At 62.8% G+C, this 16,736-nt stretch carries 22 protein-coding genes and 1 tRNA gene; 7 read left to right on the top strand and 16 right to left on the bottom strand.

Translation table 11 applies throughout. The features are described 5' to 3' along the window. The first annotated feature begins 7 nt into the window (after nucleotides 1-7). Complete coding sequence (locus ACFSNN_RS11900; protein ID WP_134456254.1) at nucleotides 8-1,291, top strand: MFS transporter; 1,284 nt, start codon at nucleotides 8-10, stop codon at nucleotides 1,289-1,291. A 250-nt stretch (nucleotides 1,292-1,541) separates the two neighbouring features. Here the strand turns inward: ACFSNN_RS11900 and ACFSNN_RS11905 are convergent, their stop codons facing one another. Continuing rightward, entirely contained in the window at nucleotides 1,542-2,594 is a 1,053-nt protein-coding gene (locus ACFSNN_RS11905; protein ID WP_134456255.1) for an NADP(H)-dependent aldo-keto reductase, read from the bottom strand. Nucleotides 2,595-2,777: 183 nt separating this feature from the next. Here ACFSNN_RS11905 and ACFSNN_RS11910 point away from each other — a divergent pair, with 183 nt between their 5' ends. Together ACFSNN_RS11910 and ACFSNN_RS11915 are read left to right on the top strand one after the other, a co-directional pair. Beyond that, the gene (locus tag ACFSNN_RS11910; protein ID WP_012432778.1) at nucleotides 2,778-2,990 is read left to right on the top strand and encodes a DUF3820 family protein; all 213 of its coding nucleotides are present in this window, start codon (nucleotides 2,778-2,780) and stop codon (nucleotides 2,988-2,990) included. Nucleotides 2,991-3,196: 206 nt separating this feature from the next. Beyond that, on the top strand, nucleotides 3,197-3,442 hold the full coding sequence (locus ACFSNN_RS11915; protein ID WP_012432777.1) for a hypothetical protein: 246 nt from the start codon (nucleotides 3,197-3,199) through the stop codon (nucleotides 3,440-3,442). Nucleotides 3,443-3,500: 58 nt separating this feature from the next. Here the strand turns inward: ACFSNN_RS11915 and ACFSNN_RS11920 are convergent, their stop codons facing one another. The 3 genes from ACFSNN_RS11920 to ACFSNN_RS11930 form a co-directional block, all read right to left on the bottom strand. Then, nucleotides 3,501-4,151, bottom strand: coding sequence for a trimeric intracellular cation channel family protein (locus ACFSNN_RS11920; RefSeq protein WP_208949465.1), 651 nt, complete (start codon nucleotides 4,149-4,151; stop codon nucleotides 3,501-3,503). Between the two features lie 126 nt (nucleotides 4,152-4,277). Continuing rightward, nucleotides 4,278-4,817 (bottom strand): adenylyl-sulfate kinase, encoded by a 540-nt coding sequence (cysC, locus tag ACFSNN_RS11925; protein ID WP_134456256.1) that lies wholly within the window; start codon nucleotides 4,815-4,817, stop codon nucleotides 4,278-4,280. Further along, nucleotides 4,814-6,415, bottom strand: a complete 1,602-nt coding sequence (locus tag ACFSNN_RS11930) for a tetratricopeptide repeat-containing sulfotransferase family protein (RefSeq protein ID WP_134456257.1) — start codon at nucleotides 6,413-6,415, stop codon at nucleotides 4,814-4,816. Before ACFSNN_RS11930 ends, cysC begins: the two co-directional genes overlap by 4 nt. A 349-nt stretch (nucleotides 6,416-6,764) precedes the next feature. Here ACFSNN_RS11930 and ACFSNN_RS11935 point away from each other — a divergent pair, with 349 nt between their 5' ends. Beyond that, nucleotides 6,765-7,133, top strand: coding sequence for a hypothetical protein (locus tag ACFSNN_RS11935; protein WP_134456258.1), 369 nt, complete (start codon nucleotides 6,765-6,767; stop codon nucleotides 7,131-7,133). 77 nt (nucleotides 7,134-7,210) lie between these two features. On the opposite strand, the gene ACFSNN_RS11940 is transcribed toward ACFSNN_RS11935, so the two are convergent. The 4 genes from ACFSNN_RS11940 to ACFSNN_RS11955 form a co-directional block, all read right to left on the bottom strand. Beyond that, nucleotides 7,211-7,286 (bottom strand) — tRNA-His (locus ACFSNN_RS11940). 88 nt (nucleotides 7,287-7,374) lie between these two features. After that, a complete protein-coding gene (dusA, locus tag ACFSNN_RS11945) occupies nucleotides 7,375-8,376 on the bottom strand; it encodes a tRNA dihydrouridine(20/20a) synthase DusA (protein ID WP_134456259.1) in 1,002 nt (333 codons plus the stop codon). 117 nt (nucleotides 8,377-8,493) lie between these two features. Then, nucleotides 8,494-8,739: a hypothetical protein gene (locus ACFSNN_RS11950; RefSeq protein WP_012432771.1), complete on the bottom strand. Its 246-nt coding sequence runs from the start codon at nucleotides 8,737-8,739 to the stop codon at nucleotides 8,494-8,496. A 90-nt stretch (nucleotides 8,740-8,829) separates the two neighbouring features. Next, nucleotides 8,830-9,054, bottom strand: coding sequence for a hypothetical protein (locus ACFSNN_RS11955; protein WP_134456260.1), 225 nt, complete (start codon nucleotides 9,052-9,054; stop codon nucleotides 8,830-8,832). 314 nt (nucleotides 9,055-9,368) lie between these two features. On the opposite strand from ACFSNN_RS11955, the gene ACFSNN_RS11960 reads away from it, so the two are divergent. Continuing rightward, nucleotides 9,369-9,635, top strand: a complete 267-nt coding sequence (locus ACFSNN_RS11960) for a hypothetical protein (RefSeq protein WP_134456261.1) — start codon at nucleotides 9,369-9,371, stop codon at nucleotides 9,633-9,635. A gap of 149 nt (nucleotides 9,636-9,784) precedes the next feature. On the opposite strand, the gene ACFSNN_RS11965 is transcribed toward ACFSNN_RS11960, so the two are convergent. The 3 genes from ACFSNN_RS11965 to ACFSNN_RS11975 all read right to left on the bottom strand — a co-directional run bounded on the left by ACFSNN_RS11965 (nucleotide 9,785) and on the right by ACFSNN_RS11975 (nucleotide 10,792). Further along, nucleotides 9,785-10,153, bottom strand: coding sequence for a glyoxalase superfamily protein (locus ACFSNN_RS11965; protein WP_134456262.1), 369 nt, complete (start codon nucleotides 10,151-10,153; stop codon nucleotides 9,785-9,787). A 57-nt stretch (nucleotides 10,154-10,210) separates the two neighbouring features. Continuing rightward, entirely contained in the window at nucleotides 10,211-10,483 is a 273-nt protein-coding gene (locus ACFSNN_RS11970) for a DUF6566 family protein (protein ID WP_134458874.1), read from the bottom strand. 111 nt (nucleotides 10,484-10,594) lie between these two features. Beyond that, complete coding sequence (locus ACFSNN_RS11975) at nucleotides 10,595-10,792, bottom strand: hypothetical protein (protein WP_041758893.1); 198 nt, start codon at nucleotides 10,790-10,792, stop codon at nucleotides 10,595-10,597. Nucleotides 10,793-10,941: 149 nt separating this feature from the next. Between ACFSNN_RS11975 and ACFSNN_RS11980 the strand changes: the two genes are divergently transcribed. Further along, nucleotides 10,942-11,223 (top strand): hypothetical protein, encoded by a 282-nt coding sequence (locus ACFSNN_RS11980; protein WP_134456263.1) that lies wholly within the window; start codon nucleotides 10,942-10,944, stop codon nucleotides 11,221-11,223. Between the two features lie 8 nt (nucleotides 11,224-11,231). Here the strand turns inward: ACFSNN_RS11980 and ACFSNN_RS11985 are convergent, their stop codons facing one another. The 4 genes from ACFSNN_RS11985 to ssuD are packed head-to-tail and all read right to left on the bottom strand — an operon-like array spanning nucleotide 11,232 to nucleotide 14,548. After that, the gene (locus ACFSNN_RS11985; protein WP_012432764.1) at nucleotides 11,232-11,447 is read right to left on the bottom strand and encodes a TOBE domain-containing protein; all 216 of its coding nucleotides are present in this window, start codon (nucleotides 11,445-11,447) and stop codon (nucleotides 11,232-11,234) included. A 49-nt stretch (nucleotides 11,448-11,496) separates the two neighbouring features. Continuing rightward, entirely contained in the window at nucleotides 11,497-12,498 is a 1,002-nt protein-coding gene (locus tag ACFSNN_RS11990; RefSeq protein ID WP_134456264.1) for an ATP-binding cassette domain-containing protein, read from the bottom strand. Further along, nucleotides 12,495-13,337 (bottom strand): aliphatic sulfonate ABC transporter permease SsuC, encoded by an 843-nt coding sequence (ssuC, locus tag ACFSNN_RS11995; RefSeq protein ID WP_134456265.1) that lies wholly within the window; start codon nucleotides 13,335-13,337, stop codon nucleotides 12,495-12,497. The genes ACFSNN_RS11990 and ssuC overlap by 4 nt, the downstream gene beginning before the upstream one ends. Nucleotides 13,338-13,387: 50 nt before the next feature. Further along, nucleotides 13,388-14,548: an FMNH2-dependent alkanesulfonate monooxygenase gene (gene ssuD / locus ACFSNN_RS12000; RefSeq protein WP_134456266.1), complete on the bottom strand. Its 1,161-nt coding sequence runs from the start codon at nucleotides 14,546-14,548 to the stop codon at nucleotides 13,388-13,390. 504 nt (nucleotides 14,549-15,052) lie between these two features. Between ssuD and ACFSNN_RS12005 the strand changes: the two genes are divergently transcribed. Continuing rightward, complete coding sequence (locus tag ACFSNN_RS12005; RefSeq protein WP_134456267.1) at nucleotides 15,053-15,478, top strand: hypothetical protein; 426 nt, start codon at nucleotides 15,053-15,055, stop codon at nucleotides 15,476-15,478. Nucleotides 15,479-15,571: 93 nt separating this feature from the next. Here ACFSNN_RS12005 and ACFSNN_RS12010 read toward each other — a convergent pair whose 3' ends face one another. Continuing rightward, a complete protein-coding gene (locus ACFSNN_RS12010; protein ID WP_134456268.1) occupies nucleotides 15,572-16,696 on the bottom strand; it encodes an enoyl-CoA hydratase/isomerase family protein in 1,125 nt (374 codons plus the stop codon). Nucleotides 16,697-16,736 lie beyond the last annotated feature (40 nt).

Below are 16,736 nucleotides of genomic sequence, written 5' to 3' on the forward strand. Positions count from 1 at the left end.
GTCCACGATGAGCACGTCCACTCTGCAAGCCAGCGCCGCGCGGCCGTCCGCCGCGAAGGTCCATCGCATCATTCTCGCGGCGTCTATCGGCAACGCGCTCGAATGGTTCGACCTCGTCGTCTACGGATTCTTCGCGGTGACCATCGCGAAGCTGTTCTTTCCGGCGCGCACCGAAGCGATTTCGCTGATGCTCACGCTCGGCACCTTCGGCATCTCGTACATGATCCGGCCGCTCGGCGGACTCGTGCTCGGTTCGCTCGCGGACCGCGCCGGACGCAAGGCGTCGCTTCTTCTCTCGATCGCGCTGATGATGATCGGCACTCTGACGATCGCCGTGATGCCGCCGTATGCGGCGATCGGTCTGTGGGCGCCGGCGGGCATCATGCTGTCGCGTCTCGTGCAAGGTTTTTCGGCGGGCGGAGAGTTCGGCGCGTCCACTGCGTTTCTGGTCGAGCATGCGCCCGAGCGCCGCGGCTTCATGGGCAGCTGGCAGTTCGCGAGCCAGGGCATGGCGACGCTGCTCGCCTCCGGTTTCGGCGCGCTGCTGACGAGCCAGCTCACGAGCGCGCAACTCGAATCGTGGGGATGGCGCGTGCCGTTTCTGTTCGGCCTCGCGATCGGACCGGTGGGTTTCTATATCCGCCGTTACGTGGATGAAGGCGCCGAGTTCAACGCCGAGCCGAAAGCCCGCACGCCGCTGCGCGATCTGTTCGGCACGCAGAAGGTCCGCATGCTGCTGGCGGTCGGTTCGCTGATCATTTCGACGGCGGCCAACTACATGATCCTGTACATGCCGACTTACGCGATCAAGCAACTGCACCTGCCCGCCTCCACCGGCTTCGCGGCGACGCTCGCCACCGGCGTGGTGCTCACGGTGCTGACGCCGTTCGCGGGTCATCTGTCCGACAGCCTCGGACGCATCCGTATCATGGCGACGGCCGCCGTGCTGATGCTGGTGACGGTGTATCCGGCTTTTGTGTATATGAACGCGCATCCCTCGTTCATGACGATGCTGCTCGCGCTGATCTGGATCGGCGTATTGAAGGCGACGTATTTCGGTGCGCTGCCCGCGTTGATGTCGGAGATTTTTCCGACGCAGACACGTGCAACCGGTTTGGCGGTGAGCTACAACATCGGCGTGACGGTGTTCGGCGGTTTTGCGCCGTTCGTGATCACGTGGCTGATCGATGCAAGCGGTAATAAGCTCGCGCCTGGCTTCTATCTGATGTTCTGTGCGGTGGCGAGTTTGCTCGCGCTTTATGCGGTGCGCGGGAAGTTGAAAATCCGCTGACGGAGCGTGTCGAGGTGACAGTGTTTGTAGAAGCGAATCCACGTCACCTTGCGAGTGCCCTGGCCATGCAGCCGGTGCTGCGCGTGGGCAAGTTGAAAATCCGCTGAGAGATACTTGAGGTGGAAGAATTGCCGAGGCGAACCCTCGCCACCTCGCGAACGCCCCTGCCACGCAGCCGGGAAAATCGAATTGCCGCATGACTCGAGCCGCATTCGGGCCGCACTCGAGCCATGCATCCCACACTCACGCATCAAGGCGCCGGATTAGGCTGCAACTCATGCAGCGCATCGACTTCGGCGAGCACTTCCGGCGAAAGTTTCACCTCGACGCTGGCGATGTTTTCCTTCAACTGATCGAGCGAAGTTGCGCCGATCAGATTGCTGGTCACGAACGGCCGGCTATTGACGAACGCGAGCGCGAATTGCGCGGGCGACAAGCCATGACGCTTCGCCAACTCGACGTAACGCGTGATCGCCTTTACGGCTTGCGGCTTGCTGTAGCGCTGAAAACGCTCGAACAGCGAAATGCGCGCGCCGGCCGGTCGCGCGCCGCCTTCATACTTGCCCGTCAGCCAGCCGAAGGCCAGCGGCGAATAAGCCAGCAAGCCGATGTTGTCGCGATGCGCGTACTCGGACAGCCCCGCTTCGTACGTGCGATTCACGAGGCTGTACGGATTCTGAATGCTGACGATGCGCGGCAAGCCGAGCTTTTCGGCCGCGCGCAGAAACTGCGCGACGCCCCACGGTGTTTCGTTCGACACACCGATGTGACGCACCTTCCCCGCCTTGACGAATTCAGCTAGCACCGACAGCGTCTCTTCGATCGGTACCGTATAAGCGTCGTCGACCCACGGATACGCCGGGCGGCCAAACGTCATCGTGCTGCGATCCGGCCAGTGCAACTGATACAGATCGACGTAGTCCGTTTGCAGGCGCTTCAGGCTGTCGTCGAGCGCTTCGGTCAGATTCTTGCGGTCGAACTGGTTGCCTTTGCCACGAATATGGGTCGGGTTGTGCGGTTGACGCGCCGGGCCGGCGATCTTGGTGGCAAGCACGATTTTCTCGCGCGCGCTGCGATGCCGCGCGAGCCATGTGCCGATATAGCGCTCCGTCGCGCCCTGCGTCTCGGCACGCGGCGGCACCGGGTACATTTCAGCGGTGTCGATCAGATTGACGCCATGATCGAGTGCGTAGTCGATCTGCGCGTGCGCTTCCTGTTCCGTGTTCTGCTCGCCCCACGTCATGGTGCCGAGACCGATCAGGCTAACCTGCACATCGGAGTCGCCGAGTCCGCGGTATTCCATTGAACTTGTCCTGTTGATTGGTTGAACGGGTTGGTTAAACGAATTGGTTGAACGAAAAGCGCAGACGTTACCATGTCCGCCCGGGCTCTGCCTGGCGCGCTAAAATGCCGTTCCAACGCGCGTCACCCATTTCTTTCCGCGCGAAATATTTCGCTGCGGCTTCCCTGCGTCGACCTGTCTGCCATGAATCCCGAACACCTCGAACTGCTGGTCACGCGCATCATGCCTTACGGGAAATATAAAGGCCGCGTGATTGCGGACCTGCCCGGTCATTATCTAAACTGGTTTGCTAGCCAGGGCTTTCCGCCCGGCGAAATCGGCCGTCTGCTCGCGTTAATGCACGAGATCGATCACAACGGTCTGAAGTCGCTGCTCGAGCCGTTGCGCAAGCGCTGATCGCCTCGCGGTGAAAGCGGTGTGAAGCGCCGTGAAGCACGGATGAAAGTCGGCCTGTAGGCATCGTGCAAGCAATGTCGGCCTGTACAAATTTATACAGTCTTTTGCTTGTACCTTGGCCGTTGAATGGACTTTAATCCACGTAGGTCTTCGCGCGAACTCCGCGGTTCGCGCCATCGTCCGCATGTCATCTTGCCTGCCTGTCCATGTCTGAATTCAGCTTGTCCGCGCTGCTCGAATTTATCGGCCACGACCTCTCGCCCGTGAGGGCGGTGATTCTCTTCTTCCTGATCGGCTACCTCGTCGTCGGGCTGCCTGTGCATTTCCGCCAGGGCGCCGCATCGCGCGATATCTGGGGCACCGCCGCCGGCGTGACAATGGCTGCGATTTATGCGGCGTTCATCATCGGCGTGTACCCGGCTTTGCATCATTCGGCCGGGCTGTTGCGGTAACGCGAAGCGGCTTCGAAACGCGCCGTGCTGGCGCGCGCCTGCGCTCGGCGCGCTTCGCTCAAACCGGCGACACCTTCGGCAGATGCCAACCGTAAGTCACGGCGAGCACGCGCAAGACGAAGCACGCCGAACCGCCCGCCAATGCCGCCGCGCCGGTCGGCAAACCGGCACGACGCGCCACCACCACGATGAACGCCCCCGCGAACGCGGCCGTTGCATAGATGTCGGCATGCAGGACGAGCGGCACGCGCGCCAGCAGCACGTCGCGTATCACGCCGCCGCCCACGCCCGTGACCGTGCCCATCAACATCGCGATAAACGGACGGATGCCGAACAGCAGCGCTTTTTCCACGCCCGCCACGGCAAACAGCGCGAGGCCCGCCGCGTCGAGCACGGTGACGAGCGCGACGGGAAATTGCTGCGCCGTCGAATGGAAAATAAAGGTGAGCAACCCGGTGATGGAGGTGAGCGCCGGATAGCGCCAGTCGCGGATCGCGTTCGGCGGCGAATCGCCGATCAGCAGATCGCGAATCACGCCGCCGCCGAGCGCCGCGACAAACGCAATCACCATCACGCCCAACAGGTCCAGACCGCCGCGAATCGCGCTGAGCGCACCCTCGAGCGCGAACACCACCGTGCCCGCCAGGTCGGCTGCGAGCACCAGTGTTTCGACGTTCAGCCTGATTCTTCGTATCGACAATGTCGGCATCGGCGCTGCACCCTTTCTGTCCCCGAGAAATCGAAACGGTATAGCGAAACGTCGCGGGCGGGGAGAAAAATCTGCGTGTGCGGTTAGGCGCTGCGCGTGGCTCGCCGCGCTTCAGGACAAAGCGCGCTAACCACCTGAACGCCCCATCGCGACCAGATGCGCGAGCAGGCGTTCGACCGACTCGTCGACCGGCACACGGTCGCTTTCGATCACGACATCCGGCGCGAGCGGCGCTTCGAAAGGTCCGGAAATGCCGGTGAAATGCGGAATCTCGCCACGCCGCGCGCGAGCGTAAAGCCCTTTGGCATCGCGAGCCTCGCAGACGTTCAGCGGAGCATTCACGAACACTTCGACGAAACCGTCGCCGACGATTTCACGCGCCGAGCGCCGATGCCGATGCTCCGGCGAAATCACCGCGGCAATCACGACGAAGCCCTGCTGCATGAACAGCGCCGCGACGTGCGCGACCCGCCGCAAGTTCTCGGTACGGTCCTCGGGCGTGAAGCCGAGGTCGGCGTTCAGTCCGCGCCGCAGCACATCGCCATCGAGCACGATCGCCGTGTGCCCCGCTTCCTTCAGACGCCGATGCAAGGCGTTGGCGAGTGTCGATTTGCCGGCGCCGGAAAGCCCCGTCATCCAGATCACGGCGCCGCGCGACGCGCTCATGAGCGAGGCTCCGTGCCGCTTGCCGCGACCTCGCCCGTCTCGTGACCATGCGCCGCCGCCAACTCCGGTCCCAAGCCGTCGAGCAACGGTTGCAGCAACGCTTGCGGCGGCTGCCAGCGTTGCAGCGACGTCTTATACAGCGGACGGCGCACCTGCGCGGAACTGGCCGTATTCACCTGACGCGTGGTCTGATAGAACGACAGACAGCGGTCGTCCCATTCGAGCCCGCAATGCGCGAGCAGGCGGCGCACATTGGCTTCGAAATCGTCGACCAGTTCTTCATACTTGACTTCGATCATCACACCTTCGGGGAGCACGCGTTGCCAGTGCGCCATTAACGCGTCGTACGCGCGGTAGTAGCGGCCCAGTTCGCCGAGATCATAGCTGAACGGCACGTCGTGAAAGATACGCGAAAAAATCGACAGGCAGGTTGGCAACGGTGCGCGGCTGCTGTGAATGAAGCGGGCATTCGGCAAAGCGAGATGGATCAGGCCGAGGTTGATAAAGTTGAACGGATACTTGTCGGTGTAGTGCGTGAAGTGCGTGTAGTTCGCGGTCGGATTGCGTTCGTCGCTTTGCGCCCTGCTCTGCAGTTCCGGCAACGCGTTGCGCATGCGGCGCCGATAGTCCGCGCCGAGCGCGCGCAATGGCGCGGCGCCGACCTCTTCCAATGCTTCGATATCGATTCGCAACGGATCACCCAGATCGCGACGGATGCAGTTCACCAGCGCCTCGCCGAATTCCGTGCGCTCGCCCGCGCCGAACACCTGGGGGTGGCTCGCGAGAATCTGTTCGATCAAGGTCGAACCCGAGCGCGGCATGCCGACGATAAAAATCGGCGCCTGCGATCCGTCGCCAAGACCGCGCTTCGACGCCAGCAGATCGGCAGTCATCAGTTCGGGCAGATGCGCGAACAGGCCGAGCGTCTCCGCTTCGTTGTAGCGCACGCCGGCGCGGTGCAGCGCATTGCCCTTCAGGAAGTGATCGAACGATGCGTCGTTGCGGCCCACGTCGGACAGCGCCTGCCCGTACGCGAAGTGAAGCTCCGCCTGATTGGCCGGCGTGAGCGAAGCGGCATCGACGGCGAGACGCTCCATCGCGAGGAACACCGGATCGTCGGCGGCGAGGCGCTTGGACTGCACGAAGTTGCGGTAGTACAGCGGCACTTGCGGCGCGGCTTCGATTGCGCGGCGATACGCTTCGTGCGCTTGGTCGAAACGGCCGAGTGCCTGCAGGCAGTTGCCCATGTTGTTGTGCGAGCCGTCGGCTTGCGGATTCACGCGCGTCGCCTCGCGATAGGCGTCCACCGCCTGTTCGAGGCGATGCATCTGCTCGAGCGTCCAGCCGAGGCCGTGATGCGAATCCGTGTCGCGCGGATCGAGCGCGATCGCTTCGTGATAGCGGACGACGGCTTCGGGAAACCGGTTCAGCGCGGCGAGCGTGGCCGCGAGGCGCTGCTGGACGAGCGCGTCGGCGGGATCGAGCGCGCGGGCGCTTTCGTAACGTTGGAGCGCGGCGTCGAGTTCGCCGCGCGCGGCGCAGGCGTCGCCTTCGGCGCGCCATTCCGATGCGGCAGCCGACTGTGGATCTTGCTTCATTGACGGCTGGATATTTGCAGGCTTCGCATTGAGCGGTCCTGACAGTGAGCGAGTGCGATCTTTTCGTCCGGCCCGGCAAGCGGCGCGGTCGGGAGTCGAAGGTAATTGTCTGAAGGCAACTTAACAGCCGCGCCCTACAGTTTCGTTTCGAACATTTAACTAACTGTTACAGCGCCGTGTATGCGTAAGTTCTGGAAAGCTTGTCGCCGTGCCTGACTGCTATGGTCTTCGATCACCATGCTTGTGTGATCGACGCGGCATGACACGCGCAAACCGTAATTTGCGGACACAAATGCTGCTGAACTCTTGAGCGCGCGGTTTTTCTCAATCACATACGAAGGAGAAAATCGTGAGCAGGCTCATTGCATCAATGGCGCTGTTGGCGGTGACGGCCAGTTTGACCGGATGCGCGGTCGCGCCCGGATACGACTATGGCTACGCGCAACCTTATTACCCCGACTACGGCTATGCGTACGGGCCACCGTATGCGCCGGTGTACGGCAGCGTCGGCATTTATGGCGGCTGGGGTGGATCCTGCTGCTATCACGGCGGGTATTGGCATGGCGGCCATGGGTGGCACGGCGGCAACGGCTGGCACGGCGGAGGCGGTGGCTGGCATGGCGGCGGGTACGGCGGATCTCACGGCGGCAGCAGCGCTAGCGGCGGGGGAAGTTCGTGGAGCAGCGGTGGCGGCGGCCATGGGGGACGTGGGCGTTGAAATCGAAAACCCAAAACAAAAACGGCGCTGTGATTTCTCACAACGCCGTTCGTAAAACTTTTACTGCTGGAATTCTTTGGGGTGGCTGATGGGGCTCGAACCCACGACAACAGGAATCACAATCCTGGACTCTACCAACTGAGCTACAGCCACCACTGACATCTGCTTGACTTGCCGTAAAACCTGGCTCGTCGATGAAGAAACGAGATTATACGAACAAGAATCCCGTTTGCCTAGTCCTTTATTCAAAAATTTCGATAGGCTCGCGCAGATGCTGTCTTGCCTCATCGAAGATGGTCAGATCGCGCGCGGCGAGGCGCTTGCTATCGGACAACACGCGTCGCCATCCACGCGCACCCGCTTCGCCACGATAGAGGCCAAGCGCATGGCGCGTGATGGCGCCGAGATACGTGCCACGCGCCATTTCGGCGGCGCAATACTCGATCAGCTTCGCCTCGACCTGCTCGCGCGTGAGCGGCGTTTGCGCCGCCCCATAGAAGCGTGCATCGACATCAGCCAGCACATACGGATTGTGATAAGCCTCGCGCCCGAGCATCACACCGTCGACGTGTTCAAGATGCGTCTCGACTTCATCGAGCGTCTTGATGCCGCCGTTAATGATGATCTCTAGTTGCGGAAAGTCGCGCTTCAACTGATACGCGTACTCGTATTTGAGCGGCGGAATCTCGCGATTTTCCTTCGGGCTCAAGCCCTTGAGAATCGCGTTGCGCGCGTGCACGATGAACACATCGCAACCCGCGTCCGCAATCGTGCCGACGAAATCGCGCACGAATCCATACTCTTCCACGGCATCAACGCCGATGCGGTGCTTCACGGTCACGGGCACCGACACCGCATCGCGCATCGCCTTCACACAGTCGGCGACGAGTTGCGGCTCGTTCATCAGGCACGCACCGAATGCGCCGCGTTGCACCCGCTCGGACGGGCAGCCGCAATTCAGGTTGATTTCGTCGTAGCCCCACTGTTCGCCCAGCTTCGCGGAGCGCGCGAGGTCGTCGGGTTCGCTGCCGCCGAGTTGCAGAGCGACCGGCGCTTCTTCGGGCGTGAATGCGAGATGGCGCGGCACATCGCCGTGCAGCAGCGCGCCGGTCGTCACCATTTCCGTGTAAAGCCACGTATGGCGAGAGATCACGCGATGCAGGGAACGGCAATGACGATCGGTCCAGTCCATCATCGGTGCGACCGATACGCGGCGCGGACTGGGAGTGTGAGGTGAAGACATGGGGCGGCCAGACGGCTTGATTCAAAACACCGATTTTACCGCAAGGCGTGAATTCGCCGGACCGGTGGCGCTACTGGTCGCGCGCGCTTCAGTTGTTTGATACCCAACCGCCGAGCTTCACCGAGTCGCCCCCGACACGTTTGTTCCACCCTCATCCGTTCTAGCTTTCAGCAACCCGGTATTGAGCATGGCCGAAAGCACGTCCTCGATTCGCGCGTCTTCGAGCAGGCGGCGGCCGGCGCGCAGGCGTCGTGCGTTCGTCAAATCGATGGCGCGCTGCAGATCGGAGGTCTCGGCGGCGATATACACGGCCATCCCATAGCCGTATCGATCGGCGAGCCTGGAGTCGAAGAAATATTTCATTCTCACGTTTTCGGCAGCGGCGCCGAAAACTTTACAGCCAGATTCACGAGGGCATCAGAAACGGTTGCCCCTCGCAAAACGGTCTGGCCGTCAGTGCTGCCCTGCGTTCAGCAACAGCCATATCTGCTTTCGAGGCTCACCGGCAAGAACGCGCGCGAACGCCGCTCTACAACGAACGCACGTGTAGTGCTCCTCCGCCCGCTCGTCCTTCACCGTTCCACGGCTATTCAACGTCAGGTTGTCATGCGGGCGATGCGCAGACGGCAAACCATAAAGCTCGAAGCAATCCGCGCACGGTTGAATCCACAGGTCCATCGAAGTGCTCTCCAAGACGACGAGTTCAACCGAACTCCGATTGGCGCCACGCTATCCATCGCGATTAACCCGCACCGCAGTGCGGGTCTTTAACACCCAAACCGCTTGGCCGGCGGGGTCGGACCACCGCTGAGGCTTGCCCCGCCTGCCGTCGGCCGATTATTTCAGATTGAAGAACAGTAATTTCAGATTATCGGGACAAATTTTCGATAGTAGGGGTATACACTCCCTTCCATCGACGTTGCAGACACACCTCACCGGCCCCCTGCAACGCCTTCCTGAACTGAAATCGAAAACATTATCGGAGTCACACCATGAAGACCAAGCTCATCGCCGCCCTGCTGGTTGCTGTTTCTGCCTCGATCGCTGCTCCCGCGTTTGCTAGCGGTTATGGTCCGGCGCCGTTCTACCGTCCGTCGGTCGGCGCACCGGCTTCGCAACAAGGCCAGAGCGCACAGACCGTGGCAGCTGAACGTGCCAACGCTGAATCGAACGCCTACGGCGGCGTGAACAACGTGTCGTCGCAATCGGGTGCCAAAGAGCCGGTTTCGGGCCCGCAATCGGTTTTCTTCGGCCACTAAGCAGTTGCCGTTGAACCGGCGGCCTCACGAGGGCAACCGGCAAACTGGGCGCCGCGCATGCAGTATCGATGCCGGCGCCCAGTTGCGTTTACGCGCCATTGCAACCGCATCGGGGCACTCATTTCACCGCCCGGCGACCGACCACCCGCCTATTCGCCCTTCGGCGATTCGCAAAACCGGATCCGGTTGCCAAATGGATCGACCGTCTCCAGCACCCTTCCCCACGGCAGCGTTTCTACGCCCGGCTTCCCGTACTTGTAGTCTTTGCGCTGAAGTTCGGCATGTAACGCGTCGATATCCTCCATCGGCACGAAAATCGTCGAACCCGGCGTGGCGTCGCCATGATGCTCGCTCAAATGCAGGATCAGATCGGAGCGCCGCACCTGCGCATAGAGCGGGAAATTCTGGTTGAACCGATGCTCCCATTCGACAGTGAAGCCGAGAAAGTCCACGTAAAATTCGCGGGCTTTTTGCTCGGAGAAGATACGGATGATCGGGATGGCGCGCGCGAGATGCACAGCGGTCTCCGGCTAGTCATGACGGGACAGCCAGCTTAACCGAAGGCGTGCGCGATTTCACCCAGGTGCGGAAGGAACGTGCGGCGAGGCGGCAAGGCCGCCCGCGTCGATCATTTCACGCGCCGCGCGCAAGCCCGCTTCGGCCGCGGCATGCTCAGTGCACCATAAGGTGTCGATATGCACGAGCCGCCAGTCGATCACCACGGCCTCGCCCCGCAACACCCGGAAATGCGCTTTGACGCCCGTCAGCACCTGTTCGACCGCGACCTCGATGTCATAGTCCTGATAGCGCTCCTGGTAATCCCCCATGTCGAGACCCTTCGGCTCCATCTTCGCCTCCATGGTGTCGCCGCCAATGTAACGGCCAGACTTGTCCGGCGAGCACGCGCGACGGCTCGCGGTCGATTCGACCCGAACGTCAGGCCAACTTCGCGCTGACGATCAATCGCAATCGCCAGAAAGATATTGCCGCCCGTTGCAGGTGATTTCGACGTCGCCGCCGCTCGCCTCGGCAACCAGGCCGCCGGCCAGCAGCTCGGCTGTCACGGACTGCGCCAGCTTCGGCGCATCCTGTCCGACACCGACGTCGTTCAGGCGCCGCAAGGCTTCCACCGCTTCGGGACTCAATGACTTTGACATGGCCGTCTCCGTCTGCATGCTCAATTCATCCTAGCAAGTTTTGGGGGCCTATGCAGGCGCGCGCCGAGGCACACGAAATGCGTATCCAAGATGATTCCAGCAGCGCGGCGGCGCCGAACCGTGAGGCGATATCGCCAGAGAGGACGGATATGAAGCGAAGCAGATGGGCGGGATTGGTAACGGGCGTCGCGCTGGCGGCGGGCCTCGGCATAAGCGGCGCCGTGACGGCATTCGCACAGACGGCGAAACCGGCACACACGCAGCAAGAACCGCCGCAAAACGACAACTCGTCGATGGCCAAGCCGCCCGAGGCCGCCTCCGGCTCAGGCGGCTCGAGCAATCCTGACAACATGCCGATCAAGCGCCCGAGCAAGCCGACCAACGACAAGATGATGCACGCGCCGCCCGCCAGCGGCGCCAACGCGAAATAGCGCGAGCGTCACAAGCGCGCGATCGACACCTCCGTCGACTTCACCAGCGCGATCACTTCCGAGCCGACCGTCAGTTCGAGTTCGTCGATGGAGCGCGTGGTGATCACCGAGGTGACGATACCGAACGGCGTATCCACATCGACTTCGGACACGACCGGTCCGCGGATGATTTCCTTGACCTTGCCTTTGAACTGATTGCGTACGTTGATTGCGGAAATGCCCATATCGAGTGACTCCAGAAAAGCGATTTAGAAAACAGTCAGTCAAGCAATGTCAAACGGCCCAGCGAACCTCTGTCGGGCGCCTGAGACGGTCTTCGCCACGTGCGTCGTACGCGTGACGGGATAGCGCGTCGTCATTCGGCGCCGTCTTCAGTACGCGTTGCAACACATGTTCTTCGAGCGCGGCGAATCCGGCCGACGCGCGCGCCCGTGGCCGGGCAAGCGGCACCGGCTGATCGAGCGCGATGCGCCCTTCTTCGATCAGCAGAATCCGGTCGCCGAGCGCCACGGCTTCATGCACGTCGTGCGTGACCAGCAGCGCGGTGAATCGATGTTCGCGCCACAGGCGCTCGATCAGCGCGTGCATTTCGATGCGCGTCAACGCGTCGAGCGCGCCGAGCGGTTCGTCGAGCAACAGCAATTGCGGCCGATGCACGAGCGCCCGCGCCAGCGCCACCCGCTGACGCTGGCCGCCGGAAAGCTGCGCGGGCCAGTCGTTGGCGCGTTCCAGCAAGCCGACTTCGGCGAGTACGGCGCGCGCGTCCTCACGCGCGCTGCGACCGAGGCCGAGCATCACGTTTTGCAGCACACTCTTCCAGGGCAGCAGGCGTGCGTCCTGAAACATGATGCGGGTGTCGATCGAGCCGCCGTCCTCGGCGCGCTTTTCGAGCACGCCCGAAGTCGTCTTCTCCAGCCCGGCGACGAGCCGCAGCAAGGTCGACTTCCCGCAGCCGCTGCGGCCGACGATCGCCACGAAACTGCCGCGCTCGATCGACAGGTTGAAATCGGCCAGCACCTGGCGTTCGCCGTAGCTTTTGCCAACGCCGCGCAATTCCACCGAATAATCCGCAGCACGGCGCGCGTCGTTGCGGGCGAGCGCGCTGGCCGATAGTCCCGCATCGACGCACGATGGATGATGATGCGTCGCATCGGCATAGTCGAGGTCAGCGGCCTCGTGCGCGTCATGATCGACATGACGATCGTGCGCCAACTCAGCTTCGAGATCGCTGCCGGCAATCCCGCTGAACGAGGCGGACAAGGTCGTTGCGTTCATGATTTCGCTCCTCGTTGATAAGCCGGATGCCAGCGCAGCGAGACGCGTTCGAGGCTTTTCGCCAGCACGTCCGCGAGTTTGCCGAGCGCCGCGTAAAGCAGAATGCCGACCACCACCACATCGGTTTGCAGGAACTCGCGGGCGTTCATGGTCATGTAGCCGATGCCCGATTGCGCGGAAATGGTTTCGGCGACGATCAGCGTGACCCACATCAGCCCGAACGCGAAGCGCACGCCGACCAGAATGGACGGCAACGCGCCCGGCAGAATCACGTGCCGGTACAGCGCGAAGCCCTTCACGCCATAACTGCGCGCCATCTCGATCAGGTTGGCGTCCACCGAGCGGATGCCGTGAAAAGTGTTCACGTAGATCGGGAAAAACACGCCCAGCGCGACGAGAAACACCTTCGCCTGCTCCTCGATGCCGAACCACAGAATCACGAGCGGAATCATCGCCAGCGCCGGGATGTTGCGGATCATCTGCACGGTCGAGTCGAGCGCGATCTCGGCGGGCTTGAACAGACCGGTCGCGAGTCCGAGCACGAGGCCGATGCCGCCGCCGATCGCAAAACCCGACACCGCGCGCCACGTGCTGACCTTCACGTCCGCCCACATTTCGCCGGACTGGATCAGCGACCACGCGGCCTTGACGACCGCGAGCGGTTCAGGGAGCACGCGCGTCGACAGCACACCGCTCCGCGCGGCGAATTCCCACGCCAGCAGAATCGCGAGCGGCGCGAGCCACGGCGCGAGATGAGCGCCGATCCGGCGCAACGTGTTCAAACCCGCGCCGGCCTCGGCGCCTTCGTGCCGCGCGGCGCTCACAGTGGATTCAGCCATACTTCTCGTTCCTCATTGCTTGTCGATGGCATGCATGCCGAGTTCGAGACTCAGCTTGAACTCGCCGCCTTCGGCAGATAGTTGTTGCCGACGATCTCGCCGAACGGCCCCGACAGCGGTCCACTCGACACCTTGTTGCGACGGTTCGGCAGCAACGGAAACACGAGTTCGGCGAAGCGATACGACTCTTCCAGATGCGGATAGCCCGACAGAATGAAGGTGTCGATGCCGAGTTCGGCGTACTCCTTCATGCGCGCCGCCACCTGTTCCGGATTGCCGACCAGCGCCGTGCCCGCGCCGCCGCGTACGAGGCCCACGCCCGCCCACAGATTCGGATAGACCTCGAGTTCCGCGCGCCCGCCGCGCTTGCCGCCATGCAGCGCGGCCATGCGCCGCTGGCCTTCGGAGTCCATCTTCGAGAACGAGGCTTGGGCACGCGAGATGGTTTCGTCGTCGAGCTTGCTGATCAACTTGTCGGCGGCGGCCCACGCTTCTTCTTCGGTCTCGCGCACGATCACGTGGAGGCGAATCCCGAACTTGATCTGGCGGCCATGCGCCGCGGCGCGCGCGCGAATGTCGGCGATCTTCTTCGCCACGGCTTCGGGCGGCTCGCCCCACGTCAAATAGGTGTCGATATGCTCGCCCGCCATATCGTGCGCAGCCGGCGACGAGCCGCCGAACCACAGCGGCGGATGCGGGTTCTGCACGGGCGGATACAACGCCTTGCCGCCCTTCGAGCTCAGATGCTTGCCCTCGAAATCGATCGCGTCGTTGGTATGCGCGGCAGTGAGCAGCTTGCGCCAGATGTGCAGGAATTCATCGGTGATTTCATAGCGCGTGTCGTGGTCGACGAACACGCCGTCGCCTTCCAGTTCCGCCGCATCGCCGCCGGCCACGACATTGATCAGCAGCCGCCCGTTCGATAGCCGGTCGAAGGTCGCCGCCATGCGCGCGGCCAAGCCTGGCGACGAGATGCCCGGGCGGATCGCCACCAGAAACTTCAGCCGTTTGGTCGCGGCGATCAGGCTCGACGCGACGACCCATGCGTCTTCGCACGAGCGGCCCGTCGGCAGCAGCACGCCCTCGTAGCCGAGCGTATCGGCGGCGACGGCGATCTGCTGGAAATAGTCGTAATCGGCTGCGCGTGCGCCTTGGGACGTACCGAGATAGCGGCTGTCGCCGTGAGTCGGAATGAACCAGAACACATTCATTTGCTGCTCCTGCAGGTTCGAAACTGGATTGAATGAAAACGATGCGTCGAGCGTTCGCGCACACGCCAGCCGCGCGCACGCCCCCAGCACACAGCCGGACGGTGCAGCGCAAAGAAACGGAAAAATGCGGTGCCGGTGCGCGCTAGCGGCGACAACGGACCGGCCGGCGCGCGTGCGCCATGCGGCGGATGAAGATCGGCATCAGGCAGGACATCGCGACGGCTTCCCTCGACCAAACGTGCGCGTCATGCGCTCGATTAAATGGCGACGGCGGCAAACGCCGTCTGCATGGAGAAACAGTCTATGGATCGGGCTGCGGCTTTTGAACGATTTTTTTTAGCTTAGGTTTTCCACTTTCGTGATTAGCCCGACGCTAAAGCATACGGGTGTTGTGCGGTGTGTACGCTGGAAAGGGGGGACGTCTATATATAATGGCGCACGTTTTCCGAATAATCCGGTACGGGCCATGCGAACCACGCCGCCTGTATCCTGGCGGTGCAATGCATGCAAAAACTCATCCTGCCGTTCGTCGCCGGTTTTCTGGCTTCCCTATTCTTCCACGACTCGACGCTGGCGTTGCTGCACGCAGCCGGGATGATCGAGCCGACCGGTTTTTCCACCGCGCCGTTTTTACCGCTCGGCTTGCCTGAGTTCATCGCCAACGCGATCTGGAGCGCCTTCTGGGCCGTGCTGATGGCGTGGCTGTTGCGCGTCGCGCCGCATCGGCGTGCGCCGTGGGTGCCGGCTTTCGTATTCGGCGGCATTGCGTTGACGGCGGCGAGCGTGTTCGTGGTCGACCCGCTGCGCGGCATCTGGCCGAGCGGCAACATGCTGCCGCGCCTCTCTGTGGGATTCGCTGCGAACGCGATGTGGGGTTGGGGCGCGCTCGTGTTCATGCGCGCCTTCATGGCAAGCGAAGAGGAGGAATAAGCGGCGCGGCGGCTTAGCCGCCGGTTGGTTGCAACGGTGCTATGCCGCGCGCCACGGCGTCATGACTTGCCGCCCGGCTTTGATCCTTCGGGTTTAACCGCGCAGATCGCGCAACGGATGCTCGTTCGCCGGCCACGGGCTCTCGAACATCTTCTCGACGTCGGCGGCGTTCACGTCCTCGATGCGCGCAAAGCGCCAGCGCGGCGCGTTGTCCTTGTCGATGATGCGCGCGCGAATGCCTTCGATCGTGTCGCCGTGCAGAAAGCTCGAGCGTGTCAGATCGAGGTCGCCACGCAGCACGTCGGCCATCGAACCCTCGGCGCGCGTCACCACTTCCAGCGACACCGCCATCGACAACGGCGAACGTTCGCGCAACACCGCAATCATCTGTTCGGCCCAATCCGCGGCCTCGCGCTCGCTTTGGAGCGAAGCAAGAATGCGCGTGACATCGGGCAAGGCGAAGTGCCGATCGATCAACGCACGCCCGTGCGCCAGCGACGACGCCTCCGGTTGCGGCACGACCTGATGCGCGAGCGCCTCGCGTTCAACGCACGCCACCACATCCGCGCCGCGTTCGAAAGGCTCGCTGCGCAAGGTGTCGACCAGCGCAGGCAACGCCGCGTCGTCGAGGTAGGTGTCGGCGAGGCCCGCGTAAAGCGCGTCGGCCGCGCCGATCGTTTCGCCGGTCACCGCCAGGTAACGGCCGATCGCGCCCGGCGTGCGGGCCAGAAACCAGCCCGCGCCGACATCGGGAAACAGGCCGATGCGGGTTTCAGGCATCGCCATCTTCGTCGAATTCGTGACGACTCGCAGACCGCCGGTGCGATGCGCGCCCTGCGAAATGCCCATGCCGCCGCCCATCACCACGCCGTTCATCAGCGCGATATACGGCTTCGGGAAGGTGAAGATGGCGTGATTGAGCCGGTATTCCTCGATGAAAAACGTGTCGCGCGCATCCTGCTCGCCGCGCTGCGCCGACTCATAGAGAAAGCGGATGTCGCCGCCCGCGCAAAACGCGCGCGGGTGCTGGCTGCGCACCACGACGGCGAGCACGTCCGGATCTTCGCGCCACTGGTCGAGCGCCGCGTGCATCGCGCGAATCATGCCGGTCGACAGCGCATTGAGCGCCTTCGGCCTGTCCAGTTCGATGAAACCGATGCGGTTGGCTACGTAAGTCGCGACTTCGTCGCTAACGGCGGGCGAGGCGGAAATGGACATGGAGAGCTGAGCGCGACCGCGCAAATTGAGGTGGAATTGA

The organism is Paraburkholderia dipogonis (assembly GCF_042680985.1).
Lineage (GTDB): Bacteria > Pseudomonadota > Gammaproteobacteria > Burkholderiales > Burkholderiaceae > Paraburkholderia > Paraburkholderia phytofirmans.

Excerpts from the sequence above, each read along its gene's own strand:
- ACFSNN_RS11930 (WP_134456257.1), bottom strand. The coding sequence starts at position 6,415 with ATGAAGCAAGATCCACAGTCGGCTGCCGCATCGGAATGGCGCGCCGAA.
- ACFSNN_RS11955 (WP_134456260.1), bottom strand. The coding sequence starts at position 9,054 with ATGGACCTGTGGATTCAACCGTGCGCGGATTGCTTCGAGCTTTATGGT.
- ACFSNN_RS11990 (WP_134456264.1), bottom strand. The coding sequence starts at position 12,498 with ATGAACGCAACGACCTTGTCCGCCTCGTTCAGCGGGATTGCCGGCAGC.
- ssuC (WP_134456265.1), bottom strand. The coding sequence starts at position 13,337 with ATGGCTGAATCCACTGTGAGCGCCGCGCGGCACGAAGGCGCCGAGGCC.
- ACFSNN_RS11960 (WP_134456261.1), top strand. The coding sequence starts at position 9,369 with ATGAAGACCAAGCTCATCGCCGCCCTGCTGGTTGCTGTTTCTGCCTCG.
- ACFSNN_RS11985 (WP_012432764.1), bottom strand. The coding sequence starts at position 11,447 with ATGGGCATTTCCGCAATCAACGTACGCAATCAGTTCAAAGGCAAGGTC.
- ACFSNN_RS11905 (WP_134456255.1), bottom strand. The coding sequence starts at position 2,594 with ATGGAATACCGCGGACTCGGCGACTCCGATGTGCAGGTTAGCCTGATC.
- cysC (WP_134456256.1), bottom strand. The coding sequence starts at position 4,817 with ATGAGCGCGTCGCGCGGCGCCGTGATCTGGATGACGGGGCTTTCCGGC.
- ACFSNN_RS12010 (WP_134456268.1), bottom strand. The coding sequence starts at position 16,696 with ATGTCCATTTCCGCCTCGCCCGCCGTTAGCGACGAAGTCGCGACTTAC.
- ACFSNN_RS11915 (WP_012432777.1), top strand. The coding sequence starts at position 3,197 with ATGTCTGAATTCAGCTTGTCCGCGCTGCTCGAATTTATCGGCCACGAC.
- ACFSNN_RS11975 (WP_041758893.1), bottom strand. The coding sequence starts at position 10,792 with ATGTCAAAGTCATTGAGTCCCGAAGCGGTGGAAGCCTTGCGGCGCCTG.
- ACFSNN_RS11920 (WP_208949465.1), bottom strand. The coding sequence starts at position 4,151 with ATGCCGACATTGTCGATACGAAGAATCAGGCTGAACGTCGAAACACTG.
- ssuD (WP_134456266.1), bottom strand. The coding sequence starts at position 14,548 with ATGAATGTGTTCTGGTTCATTCCGACTCACGGCGACAGCCGCTATCTC.
- ACFSNN_RS11910 (WP_012432778.1), top strand. The coding sequence starts at position 2,778 with ATGAATCCCGAACACCTCGAACTGCTGGTCACGCGCATCATGCCTTAC.
- ACFSNN_RS11970 (WP_134458874.1), bottom strand. The coding sequence starts at position 10,483 with ATGGAGCCGAAGGGTCTCGACATGGGGGATTACCAGGAGCGCTATCAG.
- ACFSNN_RS11950 (WP_012432771.1), bottom strand. The coding sequence starts at position 8,739 with ATGAAATATTTCTTCGACTCCAGGCTCGCCGATCGATACGGCTATGGG.
- ACFSNN_RS11900 (WP_134456254.1), top strand. The coding sequence starts at position 8 with ATGAGCACGTCCACTCTGCAAGCCAGCGCCGCGCGGCCGTCCGCCGCG.
- dusA (WP_134456259.1), bottom strand. The coding sequence starts at position 8,376 with ATGTCTTCACCTCACACTCCCAGTCCGCGCCGCGTATCGGTCGCACCG.
- ACFSNN_RS12005 (WP_134456267.1), top strand. The coding sequence starts at position 15,053 with ATGCAAAAACTCATCCTGCCGTTCGTCGCCGGTTTTCTGGCTTCCCTA.
- ACFSNN_RS11980 (WP_134456263.1), top strand. The coding sequence starts at position 10,942 with ATGAAGCGAAGCAGATGGGCGGGATTGGTAACGGGCGTCGCGCTGGCG.